We start from the raw sequence: 20,960 nt of genomic DNA on the forward strand, positions 1-20,960 counted from the left end.
CACGATAGCGCGCCGATTCAAGCGGAGCAATTTGGCGTTAGGCGCGGTTCTTGCGTCAGGACGGAGGCCCCGGAGAGGGAGGGCTCGCCCGCTGCCGGCGCCGCGGCATTAGGCGAAAGCCCAGCATTTCCGCCTCCTGCCTTCCCCTTTGCCCACAGAACGACCATATTAGGACGCCCGTACTATTGCGGGCCGCGCGCAGTTTGGTACGCTTCCAGAAGGCGAGGCGGCGTCCGCTGGGACGCCGGAAGCTCGCCGCGTCAGACCTGACGGGAGCTAACTCATGAATGCTGAGATCGACACGATGGTCGTGCGAGGCGCGTGCCCGCATGACTGCCCCGACACCTGCGCGTTCGAATATCACGTCAAGGGCGGCAAGCTGGTCGAGGTGACCGGCGACAAGGATCACCCGATGACGCAGGGGCGGCTCTGCGTGAAGCTCAAGGACTTTGCGGCCCATCATTACAATCCGGAGCGGGTGACGACGCCTCTGAAACGCGTCGGGCCGAAGGGCAGCCGCCAGTTCGCGCCGATCTCATGGGAGGAGGCGCTCGCGACCATCAAGGAGCGCTGGGACGCGATCATCGCGGAGCATGGCGCGCAGGCGATCATGCCGCACGCCTATCTCGGCCATCAGGGCACGCTGAACGGGCTGACCGCGGGCGACGCGTTCTTCAACCGCCTGGGCTCGACGGTCGCGGAGAAGACCTATTGCGAGTCCGGCTCTTCGACCGCCTGGGTCATGACGGTGGGGCCCTCGGGCGGCCTCGACGTCGAGAGCTTCGTCCACGCGAAGTACATCATCGTGTGGGGCATGAACATGACCAGCACGAACATCCACGGCTGGCCGTTCCTGGTGAAGGCGCAGCAGAACGGCGCGAAGATCGTCGTCATCGACCCGGTCGCGACCCGCACCGCAAAGGCCGCCGACTGGCACGTCCGCATCCGGCCCGGCACCGACGGCGCGCTCGCGCTCGGCCTGATCAACGTGATCATCGCTGAAGATCTCGTCGATCACGACTATGTCGAGAAGTACACGGTCGGCTACGAGGAGCTGAAGGAGCGCGCCGCGCTGTATCCGCCGGAGCGGGTGTCCGAGATCACCGGCATCCCGGTCGAAGACATCGTCACGCTCGCCCGCGAATACGCCACGACGCCCCCGGCGGCGATCCGCGAGGGCGTCGCGATCGAGCGCAGCCGCGGCGGCGGTCAGGCGATCCGGGCCATCACCTGCCTGCCTGCGCTCATCGGCGCCTGGCGGCATGTCGGCGGCGGCGCGATGGAGATGCCGATCTGGGAGTTCCCGACCAACTTCGACCGGATCTGCCGGCCGGACTGGATCCGTCCGGGCACGCGCGTGGTGAACGAGCTCGACCTCGGCGCCGCGCTGACCGGAGAGCTCGCCCTCGATCCCCCGATCAAGTCGCTCTTCGTCTACAACTCCAACCCGGTCAGCCAGGCGCCGGCCCAGGCGAAAATCACGAAGGGGCTGGAGCGCGAAGACCTGTTCACGGTGGTGAGCGAGCTGTTCATCACGGACACGGCGAAATACGCCGACATCATCCTTCCCGCCGCGATGCAGGCGGAGCAGTACGACATCATGGTGACCTGGGGTCACCTCTACATCATGCTCAACCAACCGGCGATCAAGCCTGCCGGCGAGTGCGTGCCGAACGTCGACATGTTTCGGCGTCTGGCGAAGACCATGGGCTTCAACGACGACTACTGGGACCGCACCGACGACGAGATGCTGCTCGACTTCTACGACTGGAGCGCGCCGGCGCTTCAGGGCATCACCCTCGACCTGCTCAAGGCCAAGGGCTGGGCGCGGCTCAATGTCGGCCTGCCGTCCGAACGCGCGCCGCATGCGGAGGGCAATTTCAAGACGCCGTCCGGCAAGTGCGAGTTCAAGTCGAGCGTGACCGAAAACTTCGTCGTGCCGGTCTGGCGCTCGATGTATGAGGACATGCAGCCCGGCGAACCGATCGATCCCGTTCCGGACTACGTCCCGCCCTTCGAGTCCCGCGAGTCGAACCCGGAGCTTGCAAAGCGGTTTCCGCTCTCGATCGTGTCGCCGAAGCCGCACGCTTTTCTCAACTCGCAATACGCGAACGAGGCGCAGAAGCAAAAGCGCCAGGGCGAGCAGCGCGTGTTCATGCATCCCGAGGACGCCGCGGCGCGCGCGATCGTCACCGGGTCGCTGGTCCGCGTGTTCAACGAACGCGGCTTCTTCGAGGGACCGGCGGAAATCGTCGACACGCTGATGCCGGGCCTGGTGATGGCCAATCTCGGCCATTGGCCGACGCATACGAGTTCGGGCACGTCGGTGAACTCGATCAGCTCCGACCAACACTGCACCTTCGGCAAGGCCGGCAGCTACTCCGACAATCTCGTCGAGGTGGCGCACGCCGCGGCCTGAGCCGCCATGGTCCGCGGCGCGCGCGTCCCAGCGCCGCGGATCGCGGTCTCCGCCCCACATCCTCCGCAGCAGTCGAGATTTCGCATGCCGCATGTCGTGACCGAGAACTGCGTGTCCTGTCGCTTCACGGATTGCGTGACCGTCTGTCCCGTCGCCTGCTTCCATGGCGACGGCGATCGGCTCTACATCGATCCGGAAGCCTGCATCGACTGCGGGGCGTGCATTCCGATTTGTCCGGTCCACGCGATCAAGGAGGATTTCGACCTGGACGAGGACGAGGCGGACTGGGCGGCGGTCAACGCCGAGAAGGCGGCGGAACTGCCCGTCATTCGCGCAAAGCAGGCTCCGTTGCCGACGGCCGAGTCCCGTCGGGGCGAGCTCGGCTTCCAGTAGCGCGCCCCGGTGCGGACGCGCGGCGGAGCCCTGACGTGAACGGCGCCAACGGCGGCCCGAAGGTCGCGGTCGTGGGTAGCGGGCCGAGCGGCTTCTATGCGGCCGAGGCCCTGCTCGCCGCCGAAGGCGCGATCGAGGTCGACCTGATCGAGAAGCTCCCGACGCCGTTCGGCCTCGTGCGCTACGGCGTCGCTCCCGACCATCCGAAGCTCAAGCAGGTCTGCGCGACCTTCGAGGCGATCGCCTCGCATCCGCGCCTGGCCTTCTTCGGGAACGTCGCGATGGGCCGCGACGTCACGATCGCGGAGCTGCGGGATCTGTACGACGCGGTGGTGGTCGCGAACGGCTCTTCGGCCGACCGCAGGCTCGGCGTCCCCGGCGAGGATTTACGGGGAAGCTGGTCGGCGACCGAGTTCGTGGCCTGGTACAACGGCCATCCGGACTATCGGGACCACGCCTTCGACCTGTCGGCCGAGACCGCCGTGGTGGTTGGCCAGGGCAATGTGGCGATCGACGTGTGCCGCATCCTGGCGAAGTCAGTCGACGAATTGCGCGGCACCGACATCTGCGCCCACGCGCTCGAGGCGCTCGCCGAGAGCCGGGTTCGCGACATCCATCTCGTCGGCCGGCGCGGACCCGTTCAGGCGAAATGCGCGGCGAAGGAGCTGCGGGAGCTGGGTACGCTCGGCTCCGCCGACGTCGTGGTGGACCCGACGGGCCTTACTCTCGGCGCTTCCTGCGAAGCCGAGCTCGCCGACCCTCGCGGCGCCGCCTCGGCGCAGAACATAAAGCTGCTGCGGGCGTTCGCCGGCAAGCCGAGGGCGCATGACCGCGCCATCCACATCCATTTCAATCTCGCCCCGCGCGCGATCGAAGGGCCGGCCGAGGTGCGGCGCGTCGCGTTCGACCGCAGCCGGCTCGTCGGCGAGCCGTTCGCGCAGGCCCCGGAGCCTACGGGCGAGGTCGTCGCGATCGACGCCGGCCTCGTCTTCCGCAGCGTCGGCTATCGGGGCGTCGCGACGGAAGGCCTGCCGTTCGACGAGCGCTCGGGGATCATTCCGAACCGCGAGGGCCGCGTGGTCGACGCCGACGGCCGTCCGGTCGCGGGCGTGTATGTCGTCGGCTGGATCAAGCGCGGACCGTCGGGGATTATCGGCGTCAACCGCGCGTGCAGCCTGGCTACGGTCGAGCGCCTGCTCGCCGACCTCGACGGCGCGCGGAGCGGCAAGACCGGCCGCCGCGCGCTGCGCTCTCTGCTCGCCGACCGCAGGGTCCGGGTCGTCGACTTTCCGCGGTGGGGTCGGATCGACGCGCTCGAGCGCGCCGCCGGGGAGCCGGCGGGCAAGCCCCGCGAGAAGCTCACCTCGCTCGCCGCCATGCTCGACGCCGCCGAGGCCGAACACGTCCCGACGGCGGCCCACGGCTGATCAGGCCGGGAGGGGCGTAGCGCTCGACGATCAGGCGACCGCCTGGACTTGGGCCTTTGCGGCCCTTGCGCTGCGGACGGGCGGCGCCCCGAACAGCCGGCCATACTCTCGCGTGAACTGCGACACGCTCTCATAGCCCACCGCATAAGCGGCGCTGCTGGCGGTGGCGTCCTCCGACAGCATGAGCCGTCGCGCCTCGATCAGTCGAAGCTGCTTCTGGAACTGCAGCGGCGACAGCGAGGTCACGTTGCGGAAGTGCTCGTGGAAGGACGATGGGCTCATGCCGGCCGCCGCCGCGAGCCGCTCGACGCGCAGCGGCCGCGCGAACTCCGCGCGCAGCAGAGCGACGGCGCGCGCGACGCGCCGCACATGACCCTCCGGCCAGCCGAGGCGGCGGATCGCGGAACCGTGCCGCCCCGCCAGCAGCCAGTAATGCATCTCGCGGACGAGCTGGGTTGCGAGCACCGGCACGGAGGACGGACGGTCGAACAGCCGCATCACGCGCAGCGCCGTGTCCGCGACCTCGGCGTCCGTGGGATGGGTCCGCACCGGCGCGTGGTCATCCTCGCTTGCATCCGGCATCTCGGCGGTGAGATCGGCGATGACCGCAGGATCCAGTTCGAGCACGAGCGACAGATAGGGCGCGGAGAGGCTCGCCCGGGTGACTCGGCTCAGCGTCGGCACGTCAGCGGTGATCAGAAGAGACTCTCCCGCCGAGAAGTCGAACGCCGTCGCGCCCATGGCGACATGCTTCGACCCCTGAAGGACGAGCGCGACCAGCGGTCTCGGGATCTGATGGACGAGTTCGCTCGGCGCCGTCGCGCGCACCAGGGTCAGGGTCGGGATCGGCGTGGCGAATACGCCCGCCGCCTCCGCATGCCCGTCGAAATGGCGCCGAACGGCTTCGAGCAAGCTTGTCATGGATGAAAGCTACGCCGACTTGGCCGAGGATGCACTGTCTTTCGGAGCATTAGGCAAAGACCGCCGAGCTTCGGGAAACACCGGGCGGCTCCGGCGGCCGATATTCGCGCCGACATCAACACGGAGCGAAGCCATGACCACCATCTCCCTCGTCACCGGCGCAAGCCGGGGCCTCGGCCGCAACACCGCGCTCAGCATCGCGCGCGGCGGCGGCGACGTCGTCATCACCTATCACAGCCGCGCGGACGAGGCTCAGGCCGTCGTCGCGGAGATCGAGGCCATGGGCCGCAAGGCTCTCGCCTTCCAGCTCGACTCCGGCGACGTCGCTGCGTTCGGGCCTTTCGCCGAGCGCCTTCGCGCGGCGCTGCGCGACGCTTTCGGCCGCGAGACCTTCGACCATCTCGTCAACAATGCCGGACATGGCGACTACGCCTTGATCGCCGACACCAGCGAGGCCCAGTTCGACCGGCTGGTCGACGTTCACTTCAAGGGCGTGTTCTTCCTGGTCCAGGCGCTGCTGCCGCTGCTGGCTGACGGCGGCCGCATCGTGAACCTGTCCTCGGGACTGACCCGCATGTCCTATCCAGGCTACGGGGCCTACGCTGCGGTCAAGGGCGCCGTCGAAACGCTGACGCTCTACATGGCGAAAGAGTTCGGCGCGCGGGGAATCGCGGTCAACACGGTGGCGCCGGGCGCGATCGAGACGGACTTCGGCGGCGGAGCCGTGCGGGACGACGCTTCGCTCAACAAGACCTTCGCGGACATGACGGCGCTCGGCCGCGTCGGCGTGCCGGACGACATCGGGCCGATGATCGCAAGCCTGCTGACGCCGGCCAATCGCTGGGTCAACGCGCAGCGGATCGAGGTGTCGGGCGGCCAGATCATCTGACAGCGCAGCCTGAGTCCGATCCACGGCGCTGGCGGAGGCGGCGCGCTGAGGAAAGCAGCGGGAAACGGCGTCGCCCAGGGCCAGGCGCCCGCACAAGCGGCGCCCGCCGCCGCTTCGCGGCGTCTCCGGCCCAGGCGGGCGGCCTCAGGCGAGAGCGCGGGGCTCTGGCACGAAACTTGAAGCGCGGAATGCGAAGCATACTGCCTATTCGCCCTCCGCCTGAAGGTTCGGAATGTGCATCCCTGAGCGCGTTCAGGAAGACTACGACGTCATCGTGTGCGGCGGCGGCTCGGCCGGTTGCGTCGTCGCTGGCCGCTTGGCCGCCGATCCGGACCTGCGCGTGCTTCTTCTCGAGGCGGGCGGGACGGGCGACGTTCCCGAGGTCCGCGATCCCACGATCTGGATGCGCAACATCGGCTCCGAACGGGACTGGGGCTTCGCGTCGGAGCCCTGTCCTGGCCTCAACGGCCGGCGGGCGCCCCTGCCGATGGGCCGCGTGCTCGGCGGCGGCTCCGCCGTCAACGGCCTGGTCTGGGCGCGCGGCCACAAGGCCGATTTCGACCTCTGGGAGGCGGAGACCGGCGACCCCGGCTGGGGCTACGACGCCGCGGTCGACCTCTACCGGCGCATCGAGGATTGGGACGGCCCGCCTTCGCCGCTGCGCGGGCGCGGCGGCCCGATGCGCGTCACGCTGCCCACGGACCCGGTACCGGTGGTCGACGGGCTGCTCGCCGCGACCTCGGCCTTCGGCGCGCCCGCGGTCGCCGACCACAACGCGGAGGCGATGGCCGGCGACGGCTGCTGCGCTATCGCGAACGTCACTGTGGACCCGAACGGCGCGCGCGTGTCGACCGCGACGGCCTACCTCCGGCCGAAGCTCGGCCAGCCGAACCTGACCGTGCTGACAGGCGTGTCGGTCAGGCGCGTCGTGATCGAGAACGGCCGCGCGACCGCCGTCGAATTCGAGACGCACGGCGCCGTCCGCCACGTCCGGGCGCGCCACGAAGTCGTGCTCTCGCTCGGCGCCATCAACACGCCGAAGACGCTGATGCTGTCCGGGATCGGCGACGCCGCCACGCTTCGGGCTTTCGGTTTGCCCGTCGTCCAGCATCTCCGGGGCGTCGGGCGAAACTTTCAGGACCATATCCTCGTCGCCGGCTGCGTCTTCGAAAATCGCGAGCCGGCCGCTCCGCGGAACAACTCGGCGGAGTTCACCATCTTCTGCAAGTCCGAGGCTTCGCTGCCGTCGCCTGACCTCCAGCCGATCCTGGAGGAATGCGCGTTCGGCTCCGAGATCACGCGGCCGGCCTACGACTTGCCGGTCGATCCGTCCCTCTGCTTCACGCTCGCGCCTGGGCTGATCCGGCCGAAGAGCCGCGGCCGCGTCGCGCTCACCGGCGGGCGGCCGGAGGATCCGGTGCGCGTCCACGCCAATTTCCTGAGCGAGGAGGCGGACGTCCGCGCGCTGCTCCGCTGCATCGAGATCTGCCGCGAGATCGGTCATTCCGAGGCGCTGAGGCCGTATGTGAAGCGCGAGCTGATGCCGGGCCCTCTGTCGGCGCCGGACAGACTTGCCTTCCTGCGCAACGCCGCCGGCACCTACTTCCACCAGACCTGCACCGCCAAGATGGGGCGTGACGCGATGTCGGTCGTGGACGGCGCGCTCAAGGTCTACGGCGTCGAAGGCCTCAGGGTCGCCGACGGGTCGATCATGCCGGCCGTTTCCGGCGGCAACACCATGGCGCCCTGCGTCCTGATCGGCGAACGCGCGGCCGATCTCATCGCGCGCGACCTCGCATCCACGGCCGATCTCGCGTCCCGGCAACCCCACGGAGCCGCAGCATGAACCCCGCCTCCTACGACGAGCTCGACGGCGTCCGCACATACAAGCTGTTCATCGCCGGCGAGTGGATGCGCTCCTCGCGCAACATCGTCGCCGACAGCGTCAATCCGGCGGACGGCGCGATCTTCGCGCGCACCCAGCAGGCGGGGCGCGACGAGGTTGTTCGGGCGATCGACGCCGCGCACAAGGCGTTCGGGGCCTGGGGCTCCTCGCTCGCGAGCGAGCGCGAGAAGATCCTGCTCAAGACCGCCGAGGTGATCGAGCGCCGCACGCCCGAGATCCGCGACATGCTGATCGACGAATGCGGCTCGGTCTTCAACAAGGCGCTGTGGGAGATCTCCTACGTCACCGACTGCCTGGTGAGCGCGGCCGGCGACGTCCGCCACGTCATGGGCGAGACCATGCCGGTGACGCAGCCCGGCCAGATCTCCATGTCGGTGCGCCGACCGCTCGGCGTCGTCGCCGGCATCGCGCCGTTCAATTCGCCGTTCCTGCTGTCGATGAAGAAGATCGCCTTCGCGCTCGCGGCCGGCAACACCTTCGTGCTGAAGCCGTCCGAGGAGACGCCGATCTCCGGCGCGCTGATCGCCGACCTGTTCGACGAAGCGGGCCTTCCGGCCGGCGTGCTGAACGTGGTCCCCGGCGTTCCGGCCGAAGTCGGCGATCTCATCATGGCGGATCCGCGCGTGAAGCTCGTCACCTTCACGGGCTCGACCCGCACGGGCCGGAAACTTGCGGTCGAGGCGGCGAAGCACCTCAAGAGGTTCACGCTGGAGATGGGCGGCAAGAGCCCGCTGATCGTGCTGAAGGACGCCGATCTCGACTACGCCGTCGACGCGGCGGCCTTCGGCGTCTTCCTGCATCAGGGCCAGGTCTGCATGGCGAATTCGAAGATCATGGTCGAGGCGCCGATCTTCGACGCCTTCAAGGAGCGCTTCGTCGCCAAGGCGAAGACCATTCCCGTCGGCCATCCGCGCGAGGCGACGAGCGTGATCGGCCCGCTCATCCGCGACAGCCAGGTCGCGTTCATCGACGGGCAGCTCGAAGACGCCAGTGGCAAGGGCGCCGTGATCGAGCTCGGCGGCGGGCACGAGGGCCGCTACTTCCAGCCGACAGTCCTGACCGGCGTGACGCCGGACATGCGCATCTATCACGAGGAGAGCTTCGGCCCCGTGGTCTCGCTGATCCGCGTCGCGGATTCCGAAGAGGCGCTCGCGATCGCGAACGACACCGAATACGGCCTCTCCGCCGCGGTCATCACGAACGATCTGCAGAAAGCGATGGACCTCTCGATGCGGCTCGAGTCCGGCATGGTCCACGTCAACGACTGCACCATCACCGACGAGCCGCACGTGCCCTTCGGCGGCGTGAAGAACAGCGGCTTCGGGCGCGAGGGCGGCCGCTCCTCCTGGGAGGAGCTGACCGAGCAGAAGTGGATCACCATCCAGCTCGGCAAGCGGGAATTCCCCTTCTGAGGGAAGACGGCGCCGGCCGGCGTCCGCGTCGGCTGAGGGATTTCGGCATGACGCGCGTGGGCGCGTCTTTGGAGACGGCGGGGGACCCGACATGGCCAAAACGGAACTGCGACTGGACGATCACGCGATCGAGCCGATCCCGGAGGCGGACCGGGACTCGACCGGACCGCAGCAGATGTGGATCTGGGCGGGCGCCAACATCGCGCCCATCAATTGGGCGCTCGGCGCCCTCGGCATCATCCTGAAGCTCGGCATCTGGGACACGATCGCCGTCATCGTTCTCGGCAATCTCGTGGGCTGCGCGCTCTTCGCGTCGTTCACCGTCATGGGCCACAAGACCGGCGTGAACCAGATGGTGCTGAGCCGCGCCGCCTTCGGCCGGCGAGGGGCCTATCTGCCGGCCGCGCTCGTCTTCCTGATGACGCTCGGCTGGATCGGGGTGAACACCTACTTCCCCGTGAAGATCTCGATGGGCATCCTCGGCCAGTTCGGCGTTCCCGACACGGCGCTGCCGAACCTCATCGTCATCACGATCATCATGGCGCTGCAGATCGGGATCGGCACCTACGGGTTCTATGCGATCCGGACCTTCGAGAAATACACCGTGCCCGCGACCGTCGCGATCATGGTGCTGATCAGCGTCGCGGCGTGGACGCAGCCCGGGGTCGTCAACTGGGACCTGACCAGCCCGCTGCCGCCCGCCGAGCGCTTCGCCATGCTGACCCTGCTGACGGCCGCGATCGGGATCGGCTGGGGCATCTCCTGGGTGACCTGGGCCTCGGACTATTCGCGTTTCGTGTCGAGCAGCACGTCGTCCGCCTCGGTGTTCTGGTACAGCTTCGCGGGCATGTACGTGCCGGTCGTCTGGCTCGGCGTCCTCGGCGCGACGATCGCGAGCGTCACGCAGGACGCCGACCCCGCCAAGATGGTGAGCGCGGTGTTCGGCGGGCCGATGGCCGTGCTCGTGCTCGCCCTCGTCCTCCACGGGCCGATCGCGACCAACATCCTGAACGTCTATTCGGCCACGCTCGCCGCGCTCAGCATGGGGATCCGGATGCCCCGCATCGTGCTCGCCCTGCTGGTCGGCGCCGCGGGCTACGCCGTGACGTTCTACTTCGTCTTCGCGCCGTCCTTCGCCCAGGCCTTCGACCACTGGATGATCGGTCTGATCATGTGGCTGAGCCCGTTCGCGGGCGTCGCGCTGGCGGATTTCTACGTCAAGCGGAAGGGCCGGGTGGACGTGGCGGAGCTCTACCGGTCTCCCGAGACCAGCGCCTATGGCGACATCAACTGGCCCGGGATCATCGCCTTCCTGGTCGGGCTTGTGGCCGGATGGTCGTGCCAGAACGGGCTTTTGCCCGTCTTCCAGGGGCCGATCTCGCGGAACCTGCTCGGCGGCGCCGATCTCAGCTGGCTCGCGGGCACGCTCGTGGCCGGCGGCGTCTATCTGGCGCTCAGCCGAAAGCCCGCGGTCGTCGGTGCCGCCGCGATCCGCCAGGCGCGCTGAAGCCGAACCTTGGGCCGGGAGCGCCGCGCGGCGCTCTCGGCTCATTTTCGTCAGGGATCGAATCCGCGGGCGACGTCTGCTACGCCGCGTTCCGCGCACACGTCTCCCCGTCCGCATGAGCCGTTCCGATGCCGCATGATCTCCTCGTTCGCGACGCGGCGCTTCCCGACGGGCGCGCCGGCCTCGACATCGCCGTGCGCGACGGCCGCATCGTCGCGATCGAGCGCGACATCGGCGGCGAGGCCGCGCGCGTCATCCACGCAGCCGGACGTCTCGTCGCGCCGCCTTTCGTCGACGCGCATTTCCACATGGACGCGACGCTTTCGCTCGGGCTGCCGCGTCTCAACCAGTCCGGCACGCTCCTCGAAGGAATAGCGCTCTGGGGCGAGCTCAAGCCTCATCTGACGTTCGAGGCGATCGTCGAGCGCGCCCTGCGCTATTGCGACCTTGCGGTCTCCCAGGGGCTGCTCGCGATCCGGTCGCATGTCGACGTCTGCGACGACCGGCTGCTCGCGGTCGACGCGCTGCTCGAGGTCAAGCGCCGGGTCTCCCCCTATCTCGACCTGCAGCTCGTGGCCTTCCCGCAGGACGGCTATTACCGCTCGCCCAACGCCGCGGCGAACCTTGTCCGCGCTCTCGACCGCGGGGTCGAGGTCGTCGGCGGCATCCCGCATTTCGAGCGCACGATGGAGCAGGGCGCGGCCTCCGTCCGCGCGCTCTGCGAGCTCGCGGCCGCGCGCGGGCTGCGGGTCGATCTGCATTGCGACGAGACCGACGATCCGCTCTCACGCCACGTGGAGACGCTCGCCTTCGAAACGCAGCGGCTCGGCCTTCAGGGCCGCGTGACGGGCTCGCATCTCACCTCCATGCACTCCATGGACAACTACTACGTCTCGAAGCTGATCCCGCTGATCGCCGAATCCGGCATGTCCGTGATCGCGAACCCTCTGATCAACATCGTCATCCAGGGACGGCACGACACCTATCCGAAGCGGCGCGGCATGACGCGCGCGCCCGAGCTCGCCGAGGCCGGAATCCCGTGCGCCTTCGGGCATGACTGCGTCATGGACCCCTGGTACGCGCTCGGCTCCGGCGACATGCTCGACGTCGCCCATATGGCGATCCACGTCGCCCAGATGACCGGGCGCGACGCGATGCGCTCCGCCTTCGACGCGGTCACCGCGATCCCCGCAAGGATCATGGGGCTTGAGGGCTACGGCCTCGAGGTCGGCGCGAACGCCGATTTCGTCGTGCTCCAGGCGCGCGATCCCATCGAGGCGATCCGCCTCAAGGCGGCGCGGCTGTTCGTCGTCCGCAGAGGCCGCGTGATCGCCGAGACGCCGCAGCGGATCACGACCCTCGACCTCCAGGGTCGCCCCCGCTCGCTCGATCCCGCGTCCTACGCTCCGGCCCTCCGGGACGAGCGCGCGCCGCTCTGACGGGCGCGCGCGCCTCGGTCGCCCGGGGCATGGCCTCGCCCGTGATCATGTTAGCGCGGCGACGTCGGCGCGGTCCCTAGGCTTGCGCGCCGCGGCGGCTGCGGGGCGGCGAGGCGACGGCGACCTGGTTGCGGCCGTTCGCTTTCGCCCGATAGAGCGCCTTGTCGGCGCGCCCGATCAGATCGGCCATCGGCTCTTCGGGCGCATATCCGGCGATCCCGAAGCTGCTCGTCACCCCGATGTCCCCGACGCGCATGTCCGCGATCGTCTCCCGGAGCTTTTCGGCGACATGCCGCGCGGCTTCCGCGTCGGTGTCGGGCAGGATGAGGAGAAATTCTTCTCCGCCCCAGCGGACGAGGTGGTCGGTCGCGCGCAGCGATCCCTCCACGGTCCTGGACAGGGCGGCGAGCACCTTGTCGCCTGTCGCGTGGCCGAAGCTGTCATTGATCGCCTTGAAGTGGTCGATGTCGTACATGACGACCGACAGCGCGCTCCCGGCGCGGTCGGCTCGCGCCATCTCGTGGGGCAGGATGTCGTTCAGCCTCAAGCGGTTGTAGAGCCCCGTCAGGGGGTCGGTGGTCGCCTTGATGTTGAGGTCGCGGGCGAGATCCTGAAGCTCCGACTGCGCCCTGCGCTGGGCGTCCTCGTGCATCCAGCGCTCCCTCCCGAGCAGGTACATGAGCGCGACGACGGTCACCAGCAGCGTGATGACGATGCCCACGAAACGCGTCGCGAAAATCTCGCGCGTGGGCTTGAGGATGATGAGCGACCAGTCGGCGCCGGCGATGAACCGTCTGCGGACGTATTCGCGCGCGCCGTCGATCTCGGTCCAGACCGAATCCCTGATCTCGCTGCGCGCGATCGGACGGGCGTCGAGGGTCCCATAGCGGCCGCTTAGCCCGGCCTGCGCTTCCGGGTTGAGCGGCCAAAGGGTCCGGTAGAGGGAGTCGCTCAGGTTGGACATGACCACCACGCCCTGCGGATCGACGAAATAATAGGGCCGGTTGAGGCCCTCGAGGTCCTTCGCGAAGGCCTCGACCGACACGACCAGCGCCGCCGCGCCGACCGGGCGGCCGTCCGCGCCGGCGACCGCGCGACTGGTGTGGTAGACGGTCGCGCGCGTGGCCGGATCGAAGATGAAGCCGGCCGAACCGCCCGCGCCGGCCTCGCGCGCCGCTGCGAGCAGGTCCGCCGGCGGCCGGAGGGCGAGTTCGCCGGCGGCCGCGACGACGGCGCCGTTCGCGTCGAGGAGGTAGCCGCCCTCAGCGCCGCCGGCCTCCACGTGCAGGTCCAGCAAGGCGCGCGCCCGGGCCAGCGCGGGACCCTCTCGCCGCTCCAGCGCCTCGCCGGTCGAGGGGCTCCCGGCCATGGTCCTCGCCAGCGCGTCGGCGGTGTGGAGTTCGCCGGCGAAGCGGCTCGCGAGCAGATCGATGTCGCCGGCGGCTTCGATCTCCACATTGTGGCGGTAGATTTCGCCCAGCCGCTCCGTCAGCGCCCAGCCGCAAAGCAGGATCAGGAACATCATCCCGGCGGTCCAGAGGAACTGCTTGCGCAGATAGGCCGAAAAGCTTTGCGAGGAGACTTCGGACGCGAGCTGCTGTCCCCAGATGGCCCACACCGCGAGCGCGATCCAGCAGGCGAGCAGGCCGCGGACGAACTGGATCGGAACGCCCGTCAGTCCCGTGAAGGCGGCGTAATTGACGACGTTCGCCGGCCAGAACGGGGCCGCCGGCACGATGAGCCCCGCCGCGACGGCGTAGAGGGCGAGGCCCAGCGCGGCGACGCGGGCGTAGGATTGGGCCGATGCCGAGAGGCGGCGCGCCCGGCTCAGGAGCGCGAGGCCCGCGCCGAGAGCCCCGAAGAAGCCCAGCGTGTAGCGCGACGCGATGCCGGCCTCGGTCAGGCCGACAAAGTGCGCGATCAAGGCGATGAGGCCAAGGATCGGCAGATAGATCCACCGGCCGGGAACCCAGCTGCGATCCGCCATCTGCATCCTGCCGAACCCGGCGAGGAACACGAACGACGCGGTCATCACGCTGATGCGGACAGCCGAATAGACCGGCGTGTCGCCGAGGATCAGCGCGCTGAGATCGAGCCACTCGGTCACGCCATGGATCAGCCCGAACGTCGCGAGCATGGTCCACGAGCGCTCATCCGTGCGCCGTCTGGCGATCGCCCAGCAGGTGGCGCCCAGGAGCAGGAAGGCCAACCCGTAGAAAAAGAAGATGAAGTCGAGCTGGTCGTTCAGAAAGGTCGCCATCGCGTATCTTGGATCTTCCCAAGGGCCTTGGATCATGACGTCTTTTCACTTTTGACGCCCCGGCGCCGTCTGCGGGGAACCCCCTGGTGGATTCGGCACCCTGCGGCGCCCATCCTTGCGGCAACGTTATCGCAGGACCGTCGCCGTTCGCCGTCGCCGAACTCGAGGCGGACGCCCGATGACTTGCGGGCGGTCGCCGGGGTCGTCACGCCCAAGCAACATCGGCGCGCCGGCGGTCCCCCCGACGGCGAAGCGGTTCGATCGCCTCCCGCGACGCCTGCGACGAGGTCCTGCTCGCCGCGCCGCGATAGACGTCGCCGCCATCACGGCGTCGAAGCGGCGACGAGCGCCTTTATCCGCTCCGCCGTTTCGGCGCTGGCGGGATTGTAGACGAGCAACCCGAGCTCCGGTCGGCCATCGACCGCGAAGTTGGAGAATTCCAGCTCGATCAGCCCGAGTTCCGGATGCCGGATGCGCTTCAAACCCTCGCTCTGGCCGGCGACGTCGTTATCCCGCCAAAGCGCCTCGAATTCGGGGCTGATCCGCGACAGCTCGTCGACGAGGTGCGCGATCTCCGCGCCGGCGCCGGCGCGGGCGGCGTCCGCCCGGAAGGCCGCGACCACGAACCGGGCGACGCTTCGCCAATCCTCCTGCGCCGCCCGCACGCGCGCGTTCGAGAACATGATGCGTAGGATGTTGCGCTGCTCCCGAGCAAGCTTGGAGTAGTCGGTCAGCACGACCGCCGCCGCCTTGTTCCAGGCCACGACGTCCCAGGTCGCGGTCTTGATGATGGCTGGACTGTTCGGCATCGCGTCGAGAACGCGCTGCAGTCGAGGCGTCACCTCGTCGGCGCGCCGGTAGCGGGCCTCGGGCGGACGTCCGAGGCCGAGGATGAAGAGGTGCTCGCGCTCAGGCTCGGTCAGCATCAGTCCGGTCGCGATGCGATCGAGGACGTCCGCGGACGGGGCGCCTCCGCGGCCCTGCTCGAGCCAGGTGTACCAGGTGGGGCTGATGTTCGAGCGCTGCGCCACCTCTTCCCGCCGCAGTCCGGGCGTGCGGCGACGACCGACCTTGAACCCGAACGCGACGGGGTCGAGCTTGACGCGGCGATCACGCAGGAAGGCGCCGAGAGCGTTGCTGGCGTCGATCGACATCACTAGCCTGTCAGTCATTATACCGGGATAACGTCACTACTTTAACAGGACAGAGAATGCGCCGAGGGTCCGCTCCGGACAACACCGGAGACCCGTTCCATGCGAATCTTCCTGACAGGCGCGACCGGCTTCATCGGGTCGCGCATTGTTCCCGAACTGCTCGCCGCCGGGCATCGCGTGCTCGGTCTGACGCGATCCGACGCCGGCGCGCGGTCGCTGGCGGCGGCGGGCGCGGAGGCCCACCGCGGAACGCTCGAGGATACGGACAGCCTTCGCGCCGGGGCGGCCAAGGCGGACGCCGTGATCCACACGGCCTTCGACCACGACTTCTCGCATTTCGCGGCGAACTGCGAGAAGGACAGGCGCGCCATCGAGGCTCTCGGCTCTGCGCTCAAGGGGTCCGACCGCCGGCTGATCATCACGTCCGGAACGGGCATGGGCAGTCCGCGGCTGGGCGAACCCGCGACCGAGGACGTGTTCAACAGGGACCATCCGAACCCCCGCGTCGCGTCCGAGTTGGCGGGCGAGGCGATGCTCGCCGCGGGCGTCGACGTCTCCGTGATCAGGCTTCCCAAGGTCCACGATACGGTGAAGCAGGGTCTGATCACGCCGTTCATCGAGCTTTCGCGGGAGAAGGGCGTCGCAGCCTATGTCGGCGACGGCGGCGCCCGCTGGCCGGCGGCCTGCGTGCTCGACGTCGCCAAGCTTTACGTGCTCGCGCTCGAGAAGGGGCGAGCGGGCGCGCGGCACCACGCCGTCGCCGAAGAGGGCGTCCAGTTTCGCGAGATCGCGGAAGCGGTGGCCGCGGGACTGAACATCCCCGCGGTCTCTATCTCGCCGGAGGAAGCGCCGGGGCATTTTGGATGGCTCGCGCTGTTCGCCGGCCTGGACATGCCGGCCTCCAGCGCCAAGACGCGCGAACGCCTCGGGTGGCGGACGTCGGGGCCGGACCTGATCGCCGACCTCAACCGGATGGACTATTCGCAGGCGGCGGCGGCATAGGTCGGCGCCACGCCCTGGACGCCGGCCCGGAAGAGAGCCCGCCATCCGCTTTCGGCGGCGCAGTTGGCAAGGCGGCGCGGTCGTCCTAGCGCGTCGCCGAGGGCCACCCGGCGAGCGCCATTTCAGCGACCTCGAGAAGCTGTTCGCGCGTCGCTCCGGCCTTCGCCTGAACCGACATGCCCTGCGATACGGTCATCACGAACCGCGCGAGGGCGAAAGGATCGGCGTCGGCCGTCAAGTCGCCTTCCTCCCGGGCCCGGACGAACCGCGCCGCCAGAAGGGTCTCGGCGCCGCGCCGGCGGCGAGCCAGTCCCGCGCGGATCGCTTCCGCTTCGTCCGAACATGCCAGCGCGCCGTTGATCCCGAGGCAGCCTGCCGGCGTGCAGGCGCCGGTATGGACCTCCGCGGCCCCTCGCAGAGTTTTCCGTGCGACCTCGACCGAGCGCGCCTCGAGCAAGGCCTGCGGAAAAAACCCCATGAAGCGCTCGTCATACCGGTCGAGCGCCTTGAGAAACATGTCCTCCTTGTTGCCGAACGCCGCGTAGAGGCCCGGCCGCGCGACGCCCGTGGCGGCCGTCAGGTCGGCATAGGAGGCTCCCTCATAGCCCTTCGCCCAGAACACGGCGACCACGGCGTCAAGCGCCTTCTCCGTGTCGAATTCGCGGTGGCGGCCCATCGATCCTGCTTTCGATAACGCCCGTTACCATACGCTTGACAGCCTCGACCGCAAACCGTATCGATCGGTATAATAACGATCGGTACGAAATATACCGCTCCCCGAGCTCGAACAGGCAAAGGACATCCCATGTCGAATTCTCTCGCAGGCAAGATCGCGGTCGTGACCGGAGGCAGCACAGGCATCGGCCTCGGCATCGCCAAGCGCTTCGTCGCGGAAGGCGCGTCGGTGGTCATCACCGGCCGGCGCCAGGCCGAACTGGACGCCGCGGTCGCCGAGATCGGCCCCAAGGCCTCGGCGGTGCGCGCCGACGTCTCCGTCCTCACCGATCTCGACGCGCTCTACGAGGAGGTCGGAAAGAGGCACGGCCGCATCGACGTGCTGGTCGCGAATGCGGGCGGGGGCAGCCTCGCCAAGCTCGGCGAGATCACCGAGGAGCATTTCGACAGCACCTTTGCGATCAACGTGAAGGGCGTTCTGTTCACGGTGCAGAAGGCGTTGCCGCTCATGGAGAAGGGGGGCTCGATCATCGTCACAGGCTCCACGACCTCGATCATGGGAACCGAGGCCTTCAGCGTCTACAGCGGGACGAAGGCTGCGATCCGCAACTTCGTGCGGAGCTGGATCCTCGATCTCAAGGGCCGGAACATCCGCGTCAACGTCCTGAGCCCCGGGCCGATCGACACGCCGGCTCTGCGCGGGGTCGCGGACCAGGCGGAGGGGCTGCTCGATTATCTCACCTCGCAGGTCCCGCTCGGACGCATCGGCGATCCCGACGAGACCGGCAAGGTCGCGGTCTTCCTCGCCTCCGACGCCTCGAGCTTCGTGAACGGCGCGGAGCTGTTCGTCGACGGCGGCCTCGCGCAGGTTTGAGCGGGCGCGGTGCAAGGCTCGCGGAGCGGACGGGAACTCTAGCTTGCGAACCGGCGGGAGCGCGGCCGCGCTCGCTTTGCAGGATCGGCAACCTTAATTTATAGCCGGCTCCTGTATTTGAGCGCGCTCCAGCCATGCGGTGCGTGTCAGGCGTGCGCGCGCCGACCTCCGCCCCGCGCCAACGTCCGCCCGCGGCGCCGGTGGCCGCCGACGCCGATCACCTCGAGAGCTGAGCCTCGATGGCGGCTTTGTCGAGGATGGACCAGACTCGCGCGATCCTCGCCGCCTTGAACTCGTAGAAGACGTTCTCCGCGAACGAGATCGCGCGCCCGTCTACGCTCAAACCCAGGAACTCCGCCTTCGGAGCGCATTCGAACAGCAGGCGGGCCGCCACAGCCGCCCCGTCGCAGACCAGGAGCTGAATGTCGAGCGAAGATCGGGGATGTCCTCGAAGCTTTTCACGAGCATGTCGCGGTAGCCGGACAGCTTGAGCGGCCGGCCGTTGTGCTCGACGTCATCGTCGACATAACGGCCGAGCTCCGCCCAATCCTGGCGGTTCAGCACGTCGATATGGGCGCGGTAGACGTCAGACAGGGGCATGGCGGGCACGAGGGGGATTCCTGTGAAGGAGCGCCGGAGCTTACGAAGGCCGAGCGACTGACGGAACGCCGCCGACCGTCGCGCCATGGGCGCGGGCGCGGGATCGGGCGGGGACATGGCGTTGAGCCGGCCGGAATGTCGATGCGATGGAGGCCGTGACGCCGCGGCCGCGCCTGCCCGACCGCGCCTTTGTGCGCAAGATCGCGACAGCGGGCGCAAGCCGTCGAGCGACGAGCGGGAGATCGGACCCTTATCAAGGCGGCCCATCGCGGCCGTCTAGCGGAGGAGCCGGCGACGGCCGCGAATCTTTCCCCGGCTCCGACGAGAACGACATGACAAACGACACGGTCATCAAAGAGGTCGCGGGCAAGGTCGCGATCGTGACGGGCGCCGCGAGCGGCATCGGCCGCGCCGTCGTCGAACTGCTGCGCGAACGCGGCGCCAAGGTCGTGGCCGAGGACGTCAATCCGACCGTCCAGGACCTCGCCTGCGACGGCGTCGCGCCGCTGGTCGCCGACATCACCGTCGACGGTTCCGCAGAGGCCGCGGTGACGCTGGCGGAGGAACGGTTCGGCGCCTTGGACATCCTGGTCAACAATGCCGGGCGGATCCTTTACAAGGAGCTCATCGAACTCAGCCGCGAGGAGTGGGACTGGCAAATGCAGACCAACGTCACCGGGGCGTTTCTGCATTCCCGCGAGGCCCAGAAGGCGATGATGGGCCGTCGCTCGGGAGCGATCGTGAACATCGCGTCCTACGCCTCGTTCTTCGCGTTTCCCGGCATTTCCGCTTACGCGGCCTCCAAAGGCGCGCTGGCGCAGTTGACCCGCACCCAGGCGCTGGAGGCGATCCCACACGGCATCCGCGCCAACGCCATCGGCGTCGGCGACGTCGTCACCAACATCCTCGATCATTTCCGCGAAGACGGTCGCGCCTTCTTGGCCGAGCACGGCGGCAAGGCGCCGATCGGCCGCGCGGCGGATCCACGCGAGATCGCTGAGATCGTCGCCTTTCTCGCGTCCGAGCGAGCGAGCTTCATGGTCGGCGCCGTGGTGATGGCCGATGGCGGAATGAGCGTTCCCGTGGGATGAGCGCCGACCTCCGGCCCTTCAAGGCGCGTTCGCTGCTCCGCCATGTCCCGGGCGAGATTCTGGGGCGGGCTGACACGGGCCCAGGCGGCCTGCTGGTCGAACTCTTCGCGCACCGAGCGGTTGACGGACCGTTCATCGTGCCGGCGGTCGCCGAACCGCTGCTGGTCTGGATCGCCGCCGGCGAGGCCCGGATCGAGGAGCGCGACCTGGACGCCGAGTGGCGCGCGGTCGAGGTCCGCAAGGGCGACCTGTTCGTGGTGGACTCGGACCAACCCTATGAGCTGCGATGGCGAGTGGCTGGCGCCTCTTTCGAGGCGCTGCACGTCCATCTGGGCGTGCCCTTGATCGAGGCTGCGGCGGGCGCGCTGTTCGGCCGGGCGCAACGGCCGGCGCTGCGCGAAGCGTCGGGAGCTCGCGACGACTCCGTCTCGGCTCTGCTCGAGGTGATCCACCGGGAGATCATGGGCGCTAGCGTCCCCGCGCCGATGCTCCTTCAGGGCATAGGCCAGGCGCTCGCGGTGTGCGTGCTCCGCGCCTTCGCCGAATCCGGCTCCCGCCTGCGCCGCCGGGGCGTCCTGCCCGCGTTCCGGCTGCGGGCGGTCGTCCAGCACATGCGAGACCGCATCGCCCGGCCGTTCTCGCTGGCCGAGCTGGCCTCGATCGCTGGCATGAGCCCCTTCCATTTCAGCCGGATGTTCAGCCGCTCGACAGGTTGCTCGCCGCAGCGCTACTTCGTCGGATTGCGCGTCGCGGAAGCGCAGCGCCTGCTGCGCGAGACGGATCGATCGGTGATCGAGGTCGGCCTGGCGGTGGGCTACACGAGCCCGAGCCACTTCGCCCAAGCCTTCCGCCGAGCCACCGGGACCACGCCGTCGACCTATCGCGCCTGACTGGATCCTGAAGCTTCTCGCGATGGTTAAAGCTACTTTAGAAGCAATATGTTATGCGCTGACGGGGAGCGCTCCGCAATCTGAGTTCGGTTCGGTCACCG

16 protein-coding genes and 1 pseudogene are annotated in these 20,960 nt (G+C 68.7%); 12 read left to right on the forward strand and 5 right to left on the reverse strand.

Annotated elements, in window-relative coordinates; all coding sequences use genetic code 11:
- Positions 1-283 precede the first annotated feature (283 nt).
- The 3 genes from ACO2RJ_RS19750 to ACO2RJ_RS19760 all read left to right on the forward strand — a co-directional run bounded on the left by ACO2RJ_RS19750 (position 284) and on the right by ACO2RJ_RS19760 (position 4,239).
- Positions 284-2,419 (forward strand): molybdopterin-containing oxidoreductase family protein, encoded by a 2,136-nt coding sequence (locus ACO2RJ_RS19750; RefSeq protein WP_423269891.1) that lies wholly within the window; start codon positions 284-286, stop codon positions 2,417-2,419.
- A gap of 84 nt (positions 2,420-2,503) precedes the next feature.
- Positions 2,504-2,812 carry a 4Fe-4S dicluster domain-containing protein gene (locus tag ACO2RJ_RS19755; RefSeq protein ID WP_423269892.1) on the forward strand — a complete coding sequence of 103 codons (309 nt, stop codon included), beginning with the start codon at positions 2,504-2,506 and terminating at the stop codon, positions 2,810-2,812.
- A gap of 35 nt (positions 2,813-2,847) precedes the next feature.
- Positions 2,848-4,239 (forward strand): FAD-dependent oxidoreductase, encoded by a 1,392-nt coding sequence (locus tag ACO2RJ_RS19760; protein ID WP_423269893.1) that lies wholly within the window; start codon positions 2,848-2,850, stop codon positions 4,237-4,239.
- Between the two features lie 30 nt (positions 4,240-4,269).
- On the opposite strand, the gene ACO2RJ_RS19765 is transcribed toward ACO2RJ_RS19760, so the two are convergent.
- Complete coding sequence (locus ACO2RJ_RS19765) at positions 4,270-5,160, reverse strand: AraC family transcriptional regulator N-terminal domain-containing protein (protein WP_423269894.1); 891 nt, start codon at positions 5,158-5,160, stop codon at positions 4,270-4,272.
- A gap of 133 nt (positions 5,161-5,293) precedes the next feature.
- Between ACO2RJ_RS19765 and ACO2RJ_RS19770 the strand changes: the two genes are divergently transcribed.
- The 5 genes from ACO2RJ_RS19770 to ACO2RJ_RS19790 all read left to right on the forward strand — a co-directional run bounded on the left by ACO2RJ_RS19770 (position 5,294) and on the right by ACO2RJ_RS19790 (position 12,313).
- Positions 5,294-6,049, forward strand: coding sequence for an SDR family oxidoreductase (locus ACO2RJ_RS19770; protein ID WP_423269895.1), 756 nt, complete (start codon positions 5,294-5,296; stop codon positions 6,047-6,049).
- A 232-nt stretch (positions 6,050-6,281) separates the two neighbouring features.
- Positions 6,282-7,895, forward strand: a complete 1,614-nt coding sequence (locus ACO2RJ_RS19775; protein ID WP_423269896.1) for a GMC family oxidoreductase — start codon at positions 6,282-6,284, stop codon at positions 7,893-7,895.
- Positions 7,892-9,367, forward strand: a complete 1,476-nt coding sequence (locus ACO2RJ_RS19780; RefSeq protein ID WP_423269897.1) for an aldehyde dehydrogenase family protein — start codon at positions 7,892-7,894, stop codon at positions 9,365-9,367. The genes ACO2RJ_RS19775 and ACO2RJ_RS19780 overlap by 4 nt, the downstream gene beginning before the upstream one ends.
- A 91-nt stretch (positions 9,368-9,458) precedes the next feature.
- Positions 9,459-10,874 (forward strand): purine-cytosine permease family protein, encoded by a 1,416-nt coding sequence (locus ACO2RJ_RS19785; RefSeq protein WP_423269898.1) that lies wholly within the window; start codon positions 9,459-9,461, stop codon positions 10,872-10,874.
- A gap of 128 nt (positions 10,875-11,002) precedes the next feature.
- Positions 11,003-12,313 (forward strand): amidohydrolase family protein, encoded by a 1,311-nt coding sequence (locus ACO2RJ_RS19790; RefSeq protein WP_423269899.1) that lies wholly within the window; start codon positions 11,003-11,005, stop codon positions 12,311-12,313.
- A 76-nt stretch (positions 12,314-12,389) separates the two neighbouring features.
- On the opposite strand, the gene ACO2RJ_RS19795 is transcribed toward ACO2RJ_RS19790, so the two are convergent.
- Together ACO2RJ_RS19795 and ACO2RJ_RS19800 are read right to left on the reverse strand one after the other, a co-directional pair.
- A complete protein-coding gene (locus ACO2RJ_RS19795) occupies positions 12,390-14,573 on the reverse strand; it encodes a sensor domain-containing diguanylate cyclase (protein ID WP_423269900.1) in 2,184 nt (727 codons plus the stop codon).
- Between the two features lie 323 nt (positions 14,574-14,896).
- Positions 14,897-15,745: a helix-turn-helix transcriptional regulator gene (locus tag ACO2RJ_RS19800; RefSeq protein WP_423269901.1), complete on the reverse strand. Its 849-nt coding sequence runs from the start codon at positions 15,743-15,745 to the stop codon at positions 14,897-14,899.
- Between the two features lie 81 nt (positions 15,746-15,826).
- On the opposite strand from ACO2RJ_RS19800, the gene ACO2RJ_RS19805 reads away from it, so the two are divergent.
- The gene (locus tag ACO2RJ_RS19805) at positions 15,827-16,729 is read left to right on the forward strand and encodes an SDR family oxidoreductase (RefSeq protein WP_423269902.1); all 903 of its coding nucleotides are present in this window, start codon (positions 15,827-15,829) and stop codon (positions 16,727-16,729) included.
- Between the two features lie 85 nt (positions 16,730-16,814).
- Here the strand turns inward: ACO2RJ_RS19805 and ACO2RJ_RS19810 are convergent, their stop codons facing one another.
- On the reverse strand, positions 16,815-17,405 hold the full coding sequence (locus ACO2RJ_RS19810) for a TetR/AcrR family transcriptional regulator (protein ID WP_423269903.1): 591 nt from the start codon (positions 17,403-17,405) through the stop codon (positions 16,815-16,817).
- Between the two features lie 129 nt (positions 17,406-17,534).
- Here ACO2RJ_RS19810 and ACO2RJ_RS19815 point away from each other — a divergent pair, with 129 nt between their 5' ends.
- Complete coding sequence (locus tag ACO2RJ_RS19815) at positions 17,535-18,278, forward strand: SDR family NAD(P)-dependent oxidoreductase (RefSeq protein ID WP_423269904.1); 744 nt, start codon at positions 17,535-17,537, stop codon at positions 18,276-18,278.
- Between the two features lie 217 nt (positions 18,279-18,495).
- Here the strand turns inward: ACO2RJ_RS19815 and ACO2RJ_RS19820 are convergent.
- Positions 18,496-18,878, reverse strand: a pseudogene (locus ACO2RJ_RS19820) (ester cyclase).
- Between the two features lie 332 nt (positions 18,879-19,210).
- On the opposite strand from ACO2RJ_RS19820, the gene ACO2RJ_RS19825 reads away from it, so the two are divergent.
- On the forward strand, positions 19,211-19,969 hold the full coding sequence (locus tag ACO2RJ_RS19825; protein ID WP_423269905.1) for an SDR family NAD(P)-dependent oxidoreductase: 759 nt from the start codon (positions 19,211-19,213) through the stop codon (positions 19,967-19,969).
- The gene (locus tag ACO2RJ_RS19830; protein WP_423269906.1) at positions 19,966-20,859 is read left to right on the forward strand and encodes a helix-turn-helix domain-containing protein; all 894 of its coding nucleotides are present in this window, start codon (positions 19,966-19,968) and stop codon (positions 20,857-20,859) included. Before ACO2RJ_RS19825 ends, ACO2RJ_RS19830 begins: the two co-directional genes overlap by 4 nt.
- The last annotated feature ends 101 nt before the right edge of the window (positions 20,860-20,960 follow it).

It is taken from the genome of Hansschlegelia sp. KR7-227 (assembly GCF_049446035.1).
Classification (GTDB): Bacteria; Pseudomonadota; Alphaproteobacteria; order Rhizobiales; family Methylopilaceae; genus Methylopila.